The 13,785-nt window shown below is 59.5% G+C and carries 12 protein-coding genes and 2 tRNA genes; 7 read left to right on the top strand and 7 right to left on the bottom strand.

Features of this window, described 5'->3' with window-relative positions; genetic code table 11:
- Together ABYO54_RS05930 and ABYO54_RS05925 are read left to right on the top strand one after the other, a co-directional pair.
- Positions 1–1,539 (top strand): sodium:solute symporter family transporter (locus ABYO54_RS05930; protein WP_372807322.1); only part of this gene is annotated, 1,539 nt, incomplete at its 5' end.
- A gap of 328 nt (positions 1,540–1,867) precedes the next feature.
- Positions 1,868–1,944 (top strand) — tRNA-Pro (locus ABYO54_RS05925).
- Positions 1,945–2,178: 234 nt separating this feature from the next.
- Here the strand turns inward: ABYO54_RS05925 and ABYO54_RS05920 are convergent.
- The 4 genes from ABYO54_RS05920 to ABYO54_RS05905 all read right to left on the bottom strand — a co-directional run bounded on the left by ABYO54_RS05920 (position 2,179) and on the right by ABYO54_RS05905 (position 5,572).
- Positions 2,179–2,823: a DUF1294 domain-containing protein gene (locus tag ABYO54_RS05920; protein ID WP_372807321.1), complete on the bottom strand. Its 645-nt coding sequence runs from the start codon at positions 2,821–2,823 to the stop codon at positions 2,179–2,181.
- 167 nt (positions 2,824–2,990) lie between these two features.
- Positions 2,991–3,066, bottom strand: a tRNA-Ala gene (locus tag ABYO54_RS05915).
- A gap of 146 nt (positions 3,067–3,212) precedes the next feature.
- A complete protein-coding gene (locus tag ABYO54_RS05910) occupies positions 3,213–4,616 on the bottom strand; it encodes a sulfatase (protein WP_372807320.1) in 1,404 nt (467 codons plus the stop codon).
- Between the two features lie 50 nt (positions 4,617–4,666).
- Complete coding sequence (locus ABYO54_RS05905) at positions 4,667–5,572, bottom strand: helix-turn-helix domain-containing protein (protein ID WP_372807319.1); 906 nt, start codon at positions 5,570–5,572, stop codon at positions 4,667–4,669.
- Positions 5,573–5,736: 164 nt separating this feature from the next.
- Here ABYO54_RS05905 and ABYO54_RS05900 point away from each other — a divergent pair, with 164 nt between their 5' ends.
- The 5 genes from ABYO54_RS05900 (at position 5,737) to rpsD (ending at position 11,675) form a co-directional block, all read left to right on the top strand.
- On the top strand, positions 5,737–6,996 hold the full coding sequence (locus tag ABYO54_RS05900) for an L-rhamnose isomerase (protein WP_372807318.1): 1,260 nt from the start codon (positions 5,737–5,739) through the stop codon (positions 6,994–6,996).
- A 137-nt stretch (positions 6,997–7,133) separates the two neighbouring features.
- Positions 7,134–8,423, top strand: a complete 1,290-nt coding sequence (locus ABYO54_RS05895; protein ID WP_372807317.1) for a class II aldolase/adducin family protein — start codon at positions 7,134–7,136, stop codon at positions 8,421–8,423.
- A gap of 19 nt (positions 8,424–8,442) precedes the next feature.
- Complete coding sequence (locus tag ABYO54_RS05890) at positions 8,443–9,597, top strand: iron-containing alcohol dehydrogenase (protein WP_372807316.1); 1,155 nt, start codon at positions 8,443–8,445, stop codon at positions 9,595–9,597.
- A gap of 104 nt (positions 9,598–9,701) precedes the next feature.
- The gene (locus ABYO54_RS05885) at positions 9,702–10,757 is read left to right on the top strand and encodes a class II aldolase/adducin family protein (RefSeq protein WP_372807315.1); all 1,056 of its coding nucleotides are present in this window, start codon (positions 9,702–9,704) and stop codon (positions 10,755–10,757) included.
- Positions 10,758–11,072: 315 nt separating this feature from the next.
- Entirely contained in the window at positions 11,073–11,675 is a 603-nt protein-coding gene (gene rpsD / locus ABYO54_RS05880) for a 30S ribosomal protein S4 (RefSeq protein ID WP_372807314.1), read from the top strand.
- Positions 11,676–12,034: 359 nt separating this feature from the next.
- On the opposite strand, the gene ABYO54_RS05875 is transcribed toward rpsD, so the two are convergent.
- The 3 genes from ABYO54_RS05875 to ABYO54_RS05865 form a co-directional block, all read right to left on the bottom strand.
- A complete protein-coding gene (locus ABYO54_RS05875; protein ID WP_372807313.1) occupies positions 12,035–12,403 on the bottom strand; it encodes a hypothetical protein in 369 nt (122 codons plus the stop codon).
- Positions 12,400–13,134 carry a PaeR7I family type II restriction endonuclease gene (locus ABYO54_RS05870; protein ID WP_372807312.1) on the bottom strand — a complete coding sequence of 245 codons (735 nt, stop codon included), beginning with the start codon at positions 13,132–13,134 and terminating at the stop codon, positions 12,400–12,402. The genes ABYO54_RS05875 and ABYO54_RS05870 overlap by 4 nt, the downstream gene beginning before the upstream one ends.
- 10 nt (positions 13,135–13,144) lie before the next feature.
- Positions 13,145–13,785: TaqI-like C-terminal specificity domain-containing protein (locus ABYO54_RS05865; RefSeq protein ID WP_372807311.1), on the bottom strand; the 641-nt coding region annotated here is incomplete at its 5' end.

Genomic DNA, 13,785 nt, shown 5'->3' with positions numbered 1-13,785 from the left:
TTGCCCTACTTCCTGCGCTCGGGCATCACCACCATCCCGGAATTCCTCGAACTGCGCTACAACCACTGGGCGCGTCTGATCATGACGCTCTCCATGATGCTCATCCTCATCGGCGTCAGCTTGATCGGCGTGATTTACGCCGGGGCCCTCACCCTCAAGCAGCTGATGTTCGCCTACGATGTCAACCTCTCGCTGGCCGGCGCCTGCTGGGCCCTGGGCATGATGGCCGCCATCTACGTGGCCGTGGGCGGGTTGAAAGCCTGCGCCTGGGCCGACCTGCTGCAAGGAACCGCGCTGATCATCGGCGGCGGTGTCATCACCTATTTCGCCTTCAATGCCCTCGGCGGTTCCGAGGTTGCTGAACTCGTCACCTCCACCGGGGCAAGCGCAACGATCGAACAAGGTGCCGGCGTCATGGACAAGTTCGCGCACCTGAACGAGTCGGCCATGCACATGGGCAGCAACCCCACGATGCCCTGGCCCATCCTGCTGCTCGGCATCTGGATTCCGAACTTCTACTACTGGGGTCTTAACCAGTACATCACCCAGCGTATTCTCGGTTCCGCCTCTCTCGCCGAAGGCCAGAAGGGTCTGGTCCTCGCCGGCTTCCTCAAGCTGGTCGTTCCCTTTGTCATCGTCATTCCCGGCATCATTGCCTTCAACTTGTTCAGCAAGGACATGGAAGCGAATGCCGGCGACCAGTGGGCCGTCTACGAACAGGCCGCCGCCAATCCCGCTTCCAGCCAGATCTTCAAGCTGGATGCCAAATGGGCGGTTGCCCATCCGGAAAAAGCCATGGAACTCGACGCCTACAACCAGACCGTCACCGCTCGCAATGGCGGCAACGTCGAGATCGTCGCGCTCAACTCCTACAAGTACGACTCGGCCCTCGGCCTGCTGATCACCAAGCTGATTCCCCGCAACAAGGGTATTCTCGGCTTCGTGATTGCCGCGCTGCTGGGCGCGATCGTCTCCTCGCTGGCGGCGGTGCTTAACGCCGCATCCACCCTGCTGACGATGGACGTCTACTCGCGCTATATCGACAAGCAGGCGACCCAGTTCAAGCTCGTTACCATGGGCCGTATCTTCATCGGCGTCTTCGTGGTGGTGGGTTGTTTGGCCGCGCCGATGCTGGCCAACAACAGCAGCGTGTTTGCCTTCATCCAGGAATTCCAGGGCTATGTCTCCACCGGTATTCTGGCGGTGTTCATCTACGGGCTGCTCAACCGCACCTCCGCCAAGTGGGCCGGTGTTATCGGGCTGCTGGCCAATCCGATCGTCTACGGCGTCCTTCGCAGCAAGTGGTTCGGTGCGAATTGCTGGCCTGCCCAGTGGGGGGAATTCAACTTCCTCTACGCGATGTCCTTCTCGCTGCTGATCGTGCTCTTCATCATGTGGATCTACGGCATGATCTTCCGTCAGGAAAAGGTCGTCTTCGCCCACAACACCACCATGGATCTGACCACGTCGAAAGGCGCCCTCTATGCCGGTATTGCGGTGTGTGCGCTGACCGTCGCGCTCTACGTGATCTTCTGGTAACCGATTCTTCAACGAATCTGCAAAAGGCGTCCCGCAAGGGGCGCCTTTTTACTTTGGGGTCCGGATGGTTTTCCGGCCCGCCGGAGGGTTAAGCCTTAATCCGGGAATGGAACCATTGATGAACTCCGATGGACACCGATCCTGCCGCATAATGTTTTTTTCCACATCCTCCGCAGCGAAATCGCTTTAGGCCAAGCGCCGTTTTTCGGTGGCTTGGACCGGTTTCGAAGCGGTTTTCTTGGGGATTCTCAGGCGCGGCAAAAAAACATGTAGTTTCCCGCTTGCCATTTAAACGCCGATTCGTACACTACGCACTTCTTTGGTCAATCGGGGCGTGGCTCAGCCTGGTAGAGCGCTACGTTCGGGACGTAGAAGTCGCTGGTTCGAATCCAGTCGCCCCGACCATTTTTTTAGTGTCGTTTTCCCGGAACGACGCTTTTTTTTTGCCCGGACTGGATTAGAACCAGCGAAGCCGGTTCGACGCGCAGCGAGACTTGAGCCTGCGAAAGTCCCCGAAGGGGTGAAACAATCCAGTCGCCCCGACCATTTTTTCAGCGTCGTTTTCCCGGAACGACGCTTTTTTTATGCTTGGACCTCTCGCGGTGCCCGTCCTGCGGAACGAGGTTCCGGGGGTTGGCTTTAGCGACCGAAGATCTTGAGCAGCTGATCGAAAAACGTCTGCGCGGTTTCGGGGCCGCCCGGGGAGACCAGCCATGCGGTGACGGCGACATTCAACAGCACCGTGCCGATGTAAACCCAGCGAAATTCCTTTTTCCGCGATTTGTGCCGCAGGGCCTGTTGGGCGAGGAGGGCGCCCGGCCATCCGCCGAGTAGCGACATCGCGTGCAGGGTGGATTCCGGTGTCCGCCAGCGGTCGTGGCGCGCCGCCGATTTGTCGATCGCGTAGGCCACGAACGTGACCAAGCTGGCGACGGCGTAAAGGGCGATGGCGAAGCGCGGGATTCGTTGCAAGACAAACGTCAAGAGGGCGAGCGTGGCAAAAAAGAGGGCAACGAAAACGAAGGCCGCCATTTTCTTCCCCGAGCGTTTTGGGCTGTATTGATGTTTCCCTTGGAGCTTCACATTGGCCGCGCAAATGCGCCCCTGTTTATCCGTCGACAGGGAGTAATACACGATGTTGCCGGGTTGCGGCCGTTTCCGCGCCCCGTGCCTGAAGGCGTTGATGTGGACGAAGACGCCGGCGCCTCCCGATCGCGGAGTGATAAAGCCGAAGCCCTTTTCGTCGTCCCATTTCGTGATCTTTCCCTGAACCTGTAGTTGCATGGGTACCTTGTACTCCTTGCCGGGGAAAAGGGGAATCGGGATTTGCGCCAAACAATGGGGCGCGGTGGCCTGGACTACTGGGGCACCAGGGCAGGCTCCGCCGTGGCGCCGGATTCCGATCCTGGGTAAAAAAAGAAGGGCTTGCATTTCTGCAAGCCCTTCTAAGTTGGTGGAGGATATCGGGATCGAACCGACGACCTTTTGAATGCCATTCAAACGCTCTCCCAGCTGAGCTAATCCCCCGGAAAAGATGAGCTTTATACGCAGGGCGCGCGGGCGAGTCAACCCGCTTCGTGCGTTTTTTTTGCCGGCAGGTCCCGGGCGCTTGCCCGGGCAGCCGCGGCGTTGCCGTTTTCCCTTGCCGGGGCGGGGGCAGCGCCCTGCTTGCCTTATTTATTTTTCTTGGACTTCGCTTGTGCCTGGGGGTCGTATTGCGGGTTCGGTTCCGTTGGGACGGGGGCGTTCATTTCGGCGCGCCACTTTTCGAGCAGCCGATGCAGTTCCTGCGCCTTTTCGGGGTAGCGGTCGGCCACGTTGCTGCGCTCGCCCAAGTCGCTTCCGAGATCGTAGAGCTCCAGGCGACCGTCCTCGAAATATTCGTGGAGCTTCCATTGGCCCTGGCGCAGGGCCGAGCCCGGGCGGGTGCGGAAGAGCGCATCGTGCGAGTCGTCATCGATCCCGGCGTAGGCCTGCAGGTAGATCGGGAAATGCCAGAATAGCGTGCGTTCTGCAATGGGCCCGCTTTGGGTGAGCAACGGCAGCAGGCTCGCGCCGTCGAGGATCTTGCTTGCCGGCATTGGAAGTCCGGCCGCGTCGAGGAAGGTGGGGAAAAAGTCGATGCCAATCACGGGAACGCGGCAGGTTGAGTTCGGGGCCACTTTGCCGGGCCATCGGACCACCATGGGTTCGCGGATGCCGCCCTCGAAATAGGAGCCCTTGCCGGAGCGATAGGGCTTCTGGCTGGAGGTTTTGCGGATGCCGCCGTTGTCGGACGTAAACAGCACCAACGTGTTGTTCTTCAATCCCAGCGCCTCGATTTCGTCGAGGATCCGGCCGATGCCCTGGTCCATCTTTTCGATCATGGAGGCGTAGACGGCGTGGACGCCCTTGTCTTTGTATTTCCCGACGAACTCCGGCACGGGTTCCAGCTTGGAGTGCACCGAGTAGTAGGCCATGTGCACGAACATCGGTTGGTCTCGGTTCTCGCGCATAAACTTGATGGCTTCGTCCGCAAAGATGTCCACCCGGTGGGTGCCGGCGGGATACTTCGCGTTGTATTCCGTCATCGTCCCGCCCTTGAAGGGGGTAAAATAGCCCCCCGTCGGGCTGCCGGAGCCGTTGCCGCCGATGTTGACGTCGAACCCCTGTTGGCGCGGATCGTCGCCGGCATGCCACTTGCCGAGATGGATGGTTTTATAGCCGCCGGCTTTCAGCGCATCGGCCATGGTCATGATTCCCGGGTCGAGATGTTCGGTGTTTCTGATCGGGACGATCTTGCGGGTTTTGGCATTTCCGCGGTCGGAATTTCCGACCGTGTAGACGCCGTGGCGCGGTCCGTATTGCCCGCTCATCACGCAGGCGCGGCTGGGGGCGCAGTTGGCCGCCGGGGCATACGCATCGGTAAACAGCATCCCTTCGGCCCGCAGCCGGTCGATGTTCGGCGTGTTGTATTTGGGGTTGTTGAACCCCACATCCATCACGCCCAGATCGTCGGCGTTGATGTACACGATGTTCGGCGGCGCGGCCCAGACCGCTCCGCATGCCAGCAGTGCCAAAAGAATTTGTTTAACCATCGTTGCTCCCTTGTTCTTTGGTTGTTTAAAAGACGCCGGTAAATGCCGTTTCATCCCTGAATTGTGCCGATGTCCCCGTTTTTCTCCCGGTATTGCCGCGGCGTGGCGCTCATGGTTTGCCGGAAACAGCGGGTGAAATAGTTGCTGTCCGAAAAGCCGCAATCGAACGCGATGTCGGTGATGGTGCGCCCGGTTCCCCTCAGCAGTTCCGCCGCCTTTTTGCAGCGGACGTGTTTTAGGTGGTCGATCGGGCTCCGGCCAATGCACTCCTGGAAGACGCGGGTGAAGTGCCGTTTCGAGAGGTGCGATTTCGCGGCGAGTTCGTCGAGCGTGATCTTTTCCGCAAAGTTGGTTTCGATGTGGGCGATCGCGTCGCCGATGCGCAGCAGGCCGATCGACTCCTCGGTCGGGGTGGTGGAATAGGCCCGCGACAGCATTACGGCCAGTTGCATGAACAACCCGCGCGCCATGACGCGGTAACCCGGATTGCGCTGTTCGGTCTCGCGCGACAACTCCCGGACCAGCCCGTTCGCCTTGTCCAGCTTTTGTTCCGGTAGCTGGAGGCGGCTTCTGAAATTGTGCTGCGTGCGGAAGGTGGGCTCGAGGGAAAACAGGGCGTGGAAGCCGGGGAGCGCGCGGATATCCCATTGCTCCATCGCCAGCGCCGCCGAATCGAAGAGGATGTTCGCCAGCGCCAATCCGTGCATTTCGCGATATTGGTGTTCCAAATTCGGCGAGACGACAAACACATCGCCGGCCCGGACCAGGAACTCCTGCCCGTCGATCACATGCCGGGCGGTTCCCTTCAGGATGATCACCAGCTCGTCGAATCCGTGGCTATGCACCGGGAACTCCGGCTGCGGATCGCGGATATAAACCTGCAGCGGCAGGGTGGGGTCCTCGAAAAAATCCTGCTTTTGCAGTTTGTTGTCCGGTTCTGGCGGCGGTTTGACCATGGCCGGATCGTGCTATGGATTGTCGGGATCGTCAAGGCGGCGCGCGCGGCAATGCGCTAGGTTCCGCATCCTCGTGCAACGGCGTTGCGGCCATGGGCCGACACGGGGTCGCCGCCAACCGCGTCGCGCGTGCGAGCATCGTTTTAAAACCAAGGAGAGAGAACATGAGCGTAGAAAAAGCATACGAACTGGCGAAGGCGCGCTATGCCGCCTTCGGAATCGACACCGACGCGGCCATCGAGCAGGCAATGGACCTGGCCATCTCCCTGCACTGCTGGCAGGCGGACGACGTGGCCGGGTTCGAAACCAAGCCGGCCGGGCTCGACGGCGGCGGCATCATGGCGACGGGCAACTATCCCGGCCGCGCTCGCAACGGCGAGGAAGCCCGCGCCGACCTCGAAATGGCCATGTCGCTGATCCCCGGCAAGCAGCGCGTCAACGTGCATGCCTGCTATTCCGAAACCGCCGACTTCGTCGATCGCGACGAAATGACCCCGGCCTGTTTCCAAAAGTGGATGGACTGGGCCCAGCAGCAGGGCATCGCCCTCGACTTCAACCCCACCTTTTTCGCGCATCCCAAGGCCGAGGACGGCTTCACGCTCTCCAATCGCGACGAAGCGGTGCGCGCCTTCTGGGTGCGCCACGGCAAAGCCGCCCGCAAAATCGCCGAAGCCATGGCCGAAGCGCAGGGTTCGCCCTGCTACGTCAACTGGTGGACGCCCGACGGCTCCAAGGATATCCCGGCCGACCGCTTCGGCCCCCGCGCCCGCATGGCGAAGTCCTACGACGAAATCATGGCCGACGACTCCGTCGATAAAACCAAGTGCGTCGATTTCATCGAAAGTAAGCTCTTCGGCATCGGCTCGGAAGAGTATGTCGTCAGCTCCGGCGAGTTCTGCTCCGACTATGCCATCAGCCGCGGCATGGGCCTTTGCATGGACATGGGCCACTTCCACCCGACCGAAACGATCCATGGCAAGATTTCCAGCCACTTGCAATTCATGGACAAGATCCTGCTGCACGTCAGCCGCCCGATCCGCTGGGACTCCGACCACGTCACGCTCTTCAACGACGACCTCAAAAACGTCTTCCTCGAAATCCAGCGCGGCAACGTTTGGGACCGCGTCGTCGTTGCACTCGACTTTTTCGATGCCTCGATCAACCGCATCGGCGCCTATGTGACCGGCACCCGCGCGGCGCGCAAGGGCATCCTCTACGCGCTGCTCGATCCGACCGCCCAGCTGCAGGCCTACGAAGCCGAAGGCAAGAACGCCCAGCGCCTGGCGCTGATGGAAGAGTTCAAGTCGATGCCGTTCGCGGCGGTTTGGGACATGCTTTGCGAAAAGGCCGGGGTGCCCGTCGGCGCCGCTTGGATCTCCGACATGGAAGCCTACGAATCCAGCGTGCTTTCCGCCCGCGGATAGGCCCGCCGCCAGCGCGTCGCGGCCCGATGTATGGAATATACCGTTCGCGTATCGAACGAAAGTTGCCCGCGCGATGATTAGGTTCCTTTTTATCGATAGGTAATTCCCGATTCGTTAACCCAACTACTGGAAAAAAAATGAAATACGAATACATGCATCCCCGCGACGAACTGGCGCTTACGCTGGAACGTATCTATAACTACAAAATGACCACGACGTCCGGCGGCAACCTGTCGATCCTGGACGAAAACGGCGATATCTGGATCACGCCCGCCCGCATCGACAAGGGCGAAATGACGCCGAAGGATATCGTTTGCGTCCGCAAGGACGGTACCATCGAGGGGCGCCATCCGCCGTCCTCGGAATTCCCGTTCCACAAAGCGGTCTACGAAGCGCGTCCGGACATCCGCTCGGTGGTGCATGCGCACCCGATGGCGCTGGTGGCGTTCAGCTGCGCCCACAAGGTGCCGGAAACGAAAGCATTCCCCACGGCTTGGAACTCCAACGGCATCGTCGGTTTCGCCCCCTACGGCGTACCGGGTAGCGCCGACCTCGGCGAAAAGATCGCCGAGGAGTTCAAGAAGGGCTACGACAGCGTCATCCTCGAAAACCACGGCGTCTGCTGCGGCGGCCAGAACCTGCAGGACGCCTTCAACCGCTTCGAGTCGCTTGAGCTCTGCGCCAAGGCGCTCATCAAGGCGGCCATGATCGGCGAGCCGACCTTCCTTTCCGAAGAGCAGATCCAGATGCAGCAGAAGAGCTACTACAAGCTCGAAGCCTTCGACTACAACACCGACATGATGTGCATCAAGGAAAAGGAACTGCGCTGCGAGCTGGCCAGGTTCGTGCAACGCGGCTACCGCCAGCGCCTGCTGACCGGCGCCACCGGCACCTTCTCGGCCCGCATCGACGCCGACTCGTTCCTGATCACGCCGTATCCGCTCGACCGCCACATGATCGGGCCCGAAGATCTGGTGATGATCCGCAAGGGCAAAAAGCAGATCGGCAAGAAGCCGAGCCGCGCCCTGCACGCGCACCGCGCCATCTACGAAGCCAATCCCGACGTGCAGTGCATCGTCAACGCCCAGCCGGTCAACGCCCTTTCGTTCAGTATCGTGAACAAGAAGGTCGACACCTACACCATCCCCGAAAGCTATGTCTTCGTCGGCGATGTGGCGTTGCTGCCGTTCGAATCGTCGTTCAACAATTACGACAAACTGGCGGAAACCCTGACGCTGAAGAATCCGGCCGCCGTGCTGGAAAACAACGGCGTCATGGTGGTCGGCAAGGATATCCTTTCCGCGTTCGACCAGTTGGAAGTGCTGGAGTGTTCCGCCGAGGCGATCATCGACAGCCAGCCCATTGGCGGCCATATCGCCATGTCGCAGGAAACCATCGACGAGCTTTGCGAAGCGTTTAACCTTTAGTCAGAGAGGAATATTCAAAATGTTGCAGAAAAGAACTTATTTCATGCCGGCCATGAGCATGATCGGGCCGGGGGTACTGGCCGACGTTGGAAATGAAATCAAAGCGATGGGCTGCGTTAAATCGCTGCTGGTCACCGACAAGGTGCTGGGCGATTTGGGCGTGGTCAAGAAACTGACCGACGTGCTTGACGCCGCCGGGGTCGACTACGCGCTCTACGACGGCGTACAACCGAACCCGACCTGCGCCAACGTCAACGCCGGACTGGCCGTACTCAAGGAAAACGGCTGCGACTCCATCGTCTCGCTCGGCGGCGGTTCGCCGCAGGACACCGCCAAGGCCATCTCGATCCTCGCCACCAACGGCGGCGACATCCGCGACTACGAGGGCGTGTTCAAATCCGCCAAGAAGGGGTTGCCGATCGTTTCGATCAACACCACCGCCGGCACCGCATCCGACGTCACCATCAACTACGTGATCACCGATGAAGATCGCCACGTGAAAATGGTGATGGTCGACAAGAACTGCCTGGCCTCCATTGCCGTCAACGATCCGGAGCTGATGGTGGCCAAGCCCGCCGCGCTCACCGCCGCCACCGGCATGGACGCGCTGACGCACGCCATCGAGGGCTACATCACCAAGGGCGCCTATCGCCTGACCGATGCGCTGGCGCTGGAGTCGATCAAGCTGATCTCCGAAAGCCTGCGCGATGCCGTGGCCAAGGGCGACGACATCGAGGCGCGTTCCAAGATGGCCTACGGTTCGTTCGTTGCGGGCATGTCGTTCAGCAACTGCGGACTCGGCGTGGTCCACTCGCTGGCGCATCAGCTCGGCGGCATCTACAACCTGCCGCACGGCGTCTGCAACGCCGTCCTGCTGCCGCACGTCATCCGCTTCAACGCGCCCGCCTGCGGCGACAAGCTACGCAAGGTCGCCGAAGCCATGGGCGTCGATACGGCCGGCATGGATACCGCGGCCGCCAACGCCGCCGCCATTGCCGCCATCGAAGCGCTGAGCAAGGATGTCGGCATTCCGTCCGGCCTCAAGGAGCTCGGCGTCGGCGAAGACAAGCTGCAGACCATGGCCGAGCTGGCACTGGTCGATCCCTGCGCGCCGGGCAACCCGCGCGACATGACGCTCGCAGACGCGATCGCCATCTATAAAGCCGCCCTGTAGGCTCTTGGGTCGCCGGTCGGAAGGTCAACGGTCGAACGTCACGCGCGTTCCGACCTTGGCCCTTCGACCGAACACCTTTTAGACCTGACAACCCGGAGAAATCCATGACCGATCTGGAAACCATTGTTGAATTGTCGCACGAATTTGGAAGCGACGCCTATGTGAAGGGCGGGGGAGGCAATACCTCCGTCAAAAACGAGACCACGCTGTGGGTCAAGCCCTCCGGCACGACGCTGGGCGGACTGACCACCGAAACCTTCGTGGCCATGAACCGCGCGAAAATCAACGAACTCTACACGGTCGAAACGCCCGCCGAAGCCACCGCCCGCGAGGAGCTGGTGAAAAACATGATGGCCGCCGCCGTTGAAAACGACGCGGGCCGTCCTTCGGTCGAGGCGCCGCTGCACAACGTGTTCGAAGCCAAGTTCGTGGTGCACACGCATCCGGCGTTGGTGAACGGGCTCTCCTGCGCCAAGGAGGGCCAGGCCGCCTGCGAACGGCTTTTCCCGGAGGCGCTCTGGGTGGAATATATCGATCCCGGCTACACGCTCTGCATGGAAGTGCGCGAACGCATCGAGGCCTACAAGGCCGCCAACGGCAAAGAACCCGCGTTGCTGATGCTGCAGAACCACGGCATCTTCATTGCCGCCGACACGCCCGACGAAATCCGTGCGCTCTACAAGCGCGTCATGGATACGCTCAATGCCGAATACACCAAGGCCGGAATCTTCCTGACCTTGAATGTTGCGAAAGCGCCGCTTTCCTCCGAGATGGAGCAAAAGATCAAATCGGTCTTCGGTGCCGACGCGGCCTTCATTGCTTCGAGCGGAATGTTCGCCGTTGCCCCGGGGCCGATCACGCCCGACCACCTCGTCTATTCCAAGGCGTTCCCCTATGCGGGCAGAACGCTGACGACCGAGGGCGCGGAGGCCTACAAGGCCGAGCGCGGCTATGCGCCCAAGGTGATCGTGAACGGCGAGCGCATCTACGGCATCGGCAACTCGCAGAAGAACGCCGACCTCGCGCTGGAATTGGCGCAGGACGGGGCCTTGGTCATGCAGCTTGCCCGGGCCTTCGGCGGCATCAACTATATGACCGACGCCCAGCGCGAGTTCATCGAAAACTGGGAAGTCGAGTCCTACCGCTCAAAGCAGGTTTGACCTCCGGCTCCGATCGCCGGGGAGCGGGGGCTTTCGGTTTCGAAACCGTGGCCCGCGCCGGCCCGGCGGAAGAAGCCCCCCGTCCTCCAATCCGTGCAAAACTTTGCGGGCAAACGGGGTTGACTCGACGGGGCGATTCTATATAAATGCCCGCTTGTTTTCCCGTAAAACGGAATCCTGACCGAAGGATCATCGCCAAACGAAACAAATGCCGCACGACGCGGGGCGAGCGCCCGGATTCGAAAAATCCTGACGGGCGGCCGGTAAGACCGGCTTAATTTGCAGGGATGCACGCGGGAATCGAAAGGAATAGAAATGAAATATACTGGACCGAAAATCAAAAAGGCGCGTCGCCTCGGCATCGCGCTTTCCCCGAAATCCGAAAAGTTCCTGGAACGCCGGCCGAACGCGCCGGGCCAGCACGGCCCGAACCGCCGCCGCGGCAAGCAGTCCGACTACGGTCGCCAGCTGACCGAAAAGCAGCGTCTGCGCTACCAGTACAACATGAGCGAAAAGCAGCTTCGCGGCGTCTTCGAAAAGGCCGCCCGCAAGCCGGGCAACACCGGTGAAGTGATGATGCAGATGCTCGAATGCCGTCTCGACGCGGTTGTTCTGCGCGCCGGCATGGCCCGTTCGATCTACCAGGCCCGCCAGATGGTTTCCCACGCCCACTTCCGCGTAAACGGAAAGAAAGTGAACATTCCTTCCTACTCCCTGCGCATCGGCGACAAGGTTACCGTTCGCGAAAAATCCAAGGACCTCGACTCGTTCGTTCTGGCCCAGCAGGTCGCCAAGACCCCTGACTATATCACGGCGAACGACAAGGAGCTCACGGCTGAACTCAACCGTCTGCCCAACATGGAAGAAATCCCGGTCGTCTGCGAAATCTCGCAGGTCGTCGAGTTTTACTCCCGCTAGTCGGACGTTCCGCCGATTCGAAAAACCGCTCCAGTTCCGGGGCGGTTTTTTTTTGCCCGTCCGGCAGGGCGTGTAAAGGGGATAACGCTATGGCTTTGAGTTCTCGGGGCAATTCGTCCGTGCCACTGGAGTCTCAATATTTAACGTCCGGATCCGCGGCAAGATCTGCGGGCAAAAATCTAAACCTAGAAAAGTAAATGAACCACAGGTAGCCATTGCGAACGAATCGCGATCAATTGTCGATAAACACAGATTCATCAACAGGATATGCAGAACAGGTTCTTGCTCCGGCGGGTGAGCGGAACAAACTCTATCAGTGTCCATCTGAGTTCATCAGTGGTTCCATTCCCTGATTTGGGCTAAAATGCTTCCAGCACCCCTTCGGCTCCCTGACGTAGCTCATCGATCGAATCAAAAACCGCTTCCGTTTCTTCGGGATCAATTTCTCCGTCCATTCGCGCCTGAGCCGCAACTTCCGCCAGCGTCAAAACATCCACCACCAGCTCGGCCAGTTTGTTGTAGTCCTCATCGGAAAGATTCCTGATCCCTGCCGCTACGGTCTCGGGCGCATCGCCACTCATCAGATTCGACAAAAGCGCCTTGCCGACATCCATCCCGAGGTCACCGCCCGGTACCATATTTTCAAACGCCTCTCCCGCCACCTTCACAGCAAACGGCTTCCCCAGCTTCGCACCGACTTTCAGTAGTTTTCCAATTCCGCTTATCATCTTGCGGCTTCCGCTGAAATGTGTCCGGCAAGCGTGATGAGGAAGTTCTTTAGACCGGTTAATTCGGATAGTTCGCTGTACTTGCCAGTGGTTTTTGCGCTTCGTGGTGAAAGGATAGTTGTTGCGGCGGTGTAAAGGTTTTCTTGGACGAGCTTCTGGCAAAGCAGATCGTAGCGTTCCGCATAGGATGCGGTTTGGAATTCTTGGAAGACGGGAAAGTGAGGTTCCTTGCTGTTGACGGGACAGCGTGACTTCTCGCAGTCTTCCACGAGCATCAGCCAGCCAAGGAATGGCTTGGGTTGTTTGCCAAAAGCTCCTTCCCGGTAGGCCGTCCAAAGATCATTCGCACTTCCAATGGCTTCTTCTGCCCGGTTGTTGCAATTGTTGCCGAATGAAGGCCCAACATGGCTCTTGAGTTCTATGACGGCAACCAGCCGTCCGTTATTCAGGATAAGCATGTCCCAGAGTTTGGTTGGTCGAAAATAACCAGGCAGTGTCAGGGTGCGCCGTTCCAGATGGATGTCCGCGTTCTTCAATCCATTCGCTTTCACAATGGCTTCGATCAGCTTCAGGAATTCGTCCAGGTTCTTGCCGGACGTTACGTTGGCGCGTTCGCCTTGGTCGGACTTCCCAGAATCCTTTTGCGTTTGCTTTGCCTGGGTTCTCGTTTTCCAAAAGGAGCGGATGGCTTTCTTGGCCAGCTGGTCGTAGTCGGCGAGATCAATGCTCATGGGTAAACCTTCAGGGTTGGGTTGCGATGGCCTCGCGCTCTTCGGGGTTTAACCGGTAGAGATCAAAAACCGCTTCGTTGCAAATGTCCGGATTGGATTCTTCGGCGAGGATGGTTTTGATGTGTTCCGGGACATCGCTCCATTTTGGAAGTCGGATGCGCCGGATGTATTGCGCTTGGAAACGCAGGAATCCACCGCGCATCTGGGTGGAATAAAGCGATACGAATAGGCGGGCAATGCCGGATTCGAGCACTTTTTGCAGAGACGGAAGATCCCACTCGTCGGACGTGATGTAGTAGAGGTTGTGGTGCGGGTAAAAGCTGCCTTCGTCCAGCACGACGTGGGCGTCGCCCTTGATGTCGGGGATTAAAAGCTTCGGTTTGTTTACGAGGCTGGGGGTGATGCGGTCGATGGTGCGGTACCAGTTGTTCGGATTGCGCTGGGCGCAGTTGCGGCGCTTGATCGCGTCAACGTTGGTTTCGAGATAGGCCGCAAGCAGGGGATACTTCGCCAGATCGACTAGCGAGCCATCATCGTTGAACGGATTCACGACCCCATGCCCAAGCCAATCAATCTTTCCTGTCTTGATGTCGGCTGTTTTGACCAACGGGAGTTTGCGGTCGGATTCGACTTCCAAGGATTGGAAATCGC

This window comes from Pontiella sp. (assembly GCF_041622395.1).
Lineage (GTDB): Bacteria > Verrucomicrobiota > Kiritimatiellia > Kiritimatiellales > Pontiellaceae > Pontiella.
This window is presented reverse-complemented; position numbering and strand designations above follow the sequence as displayed.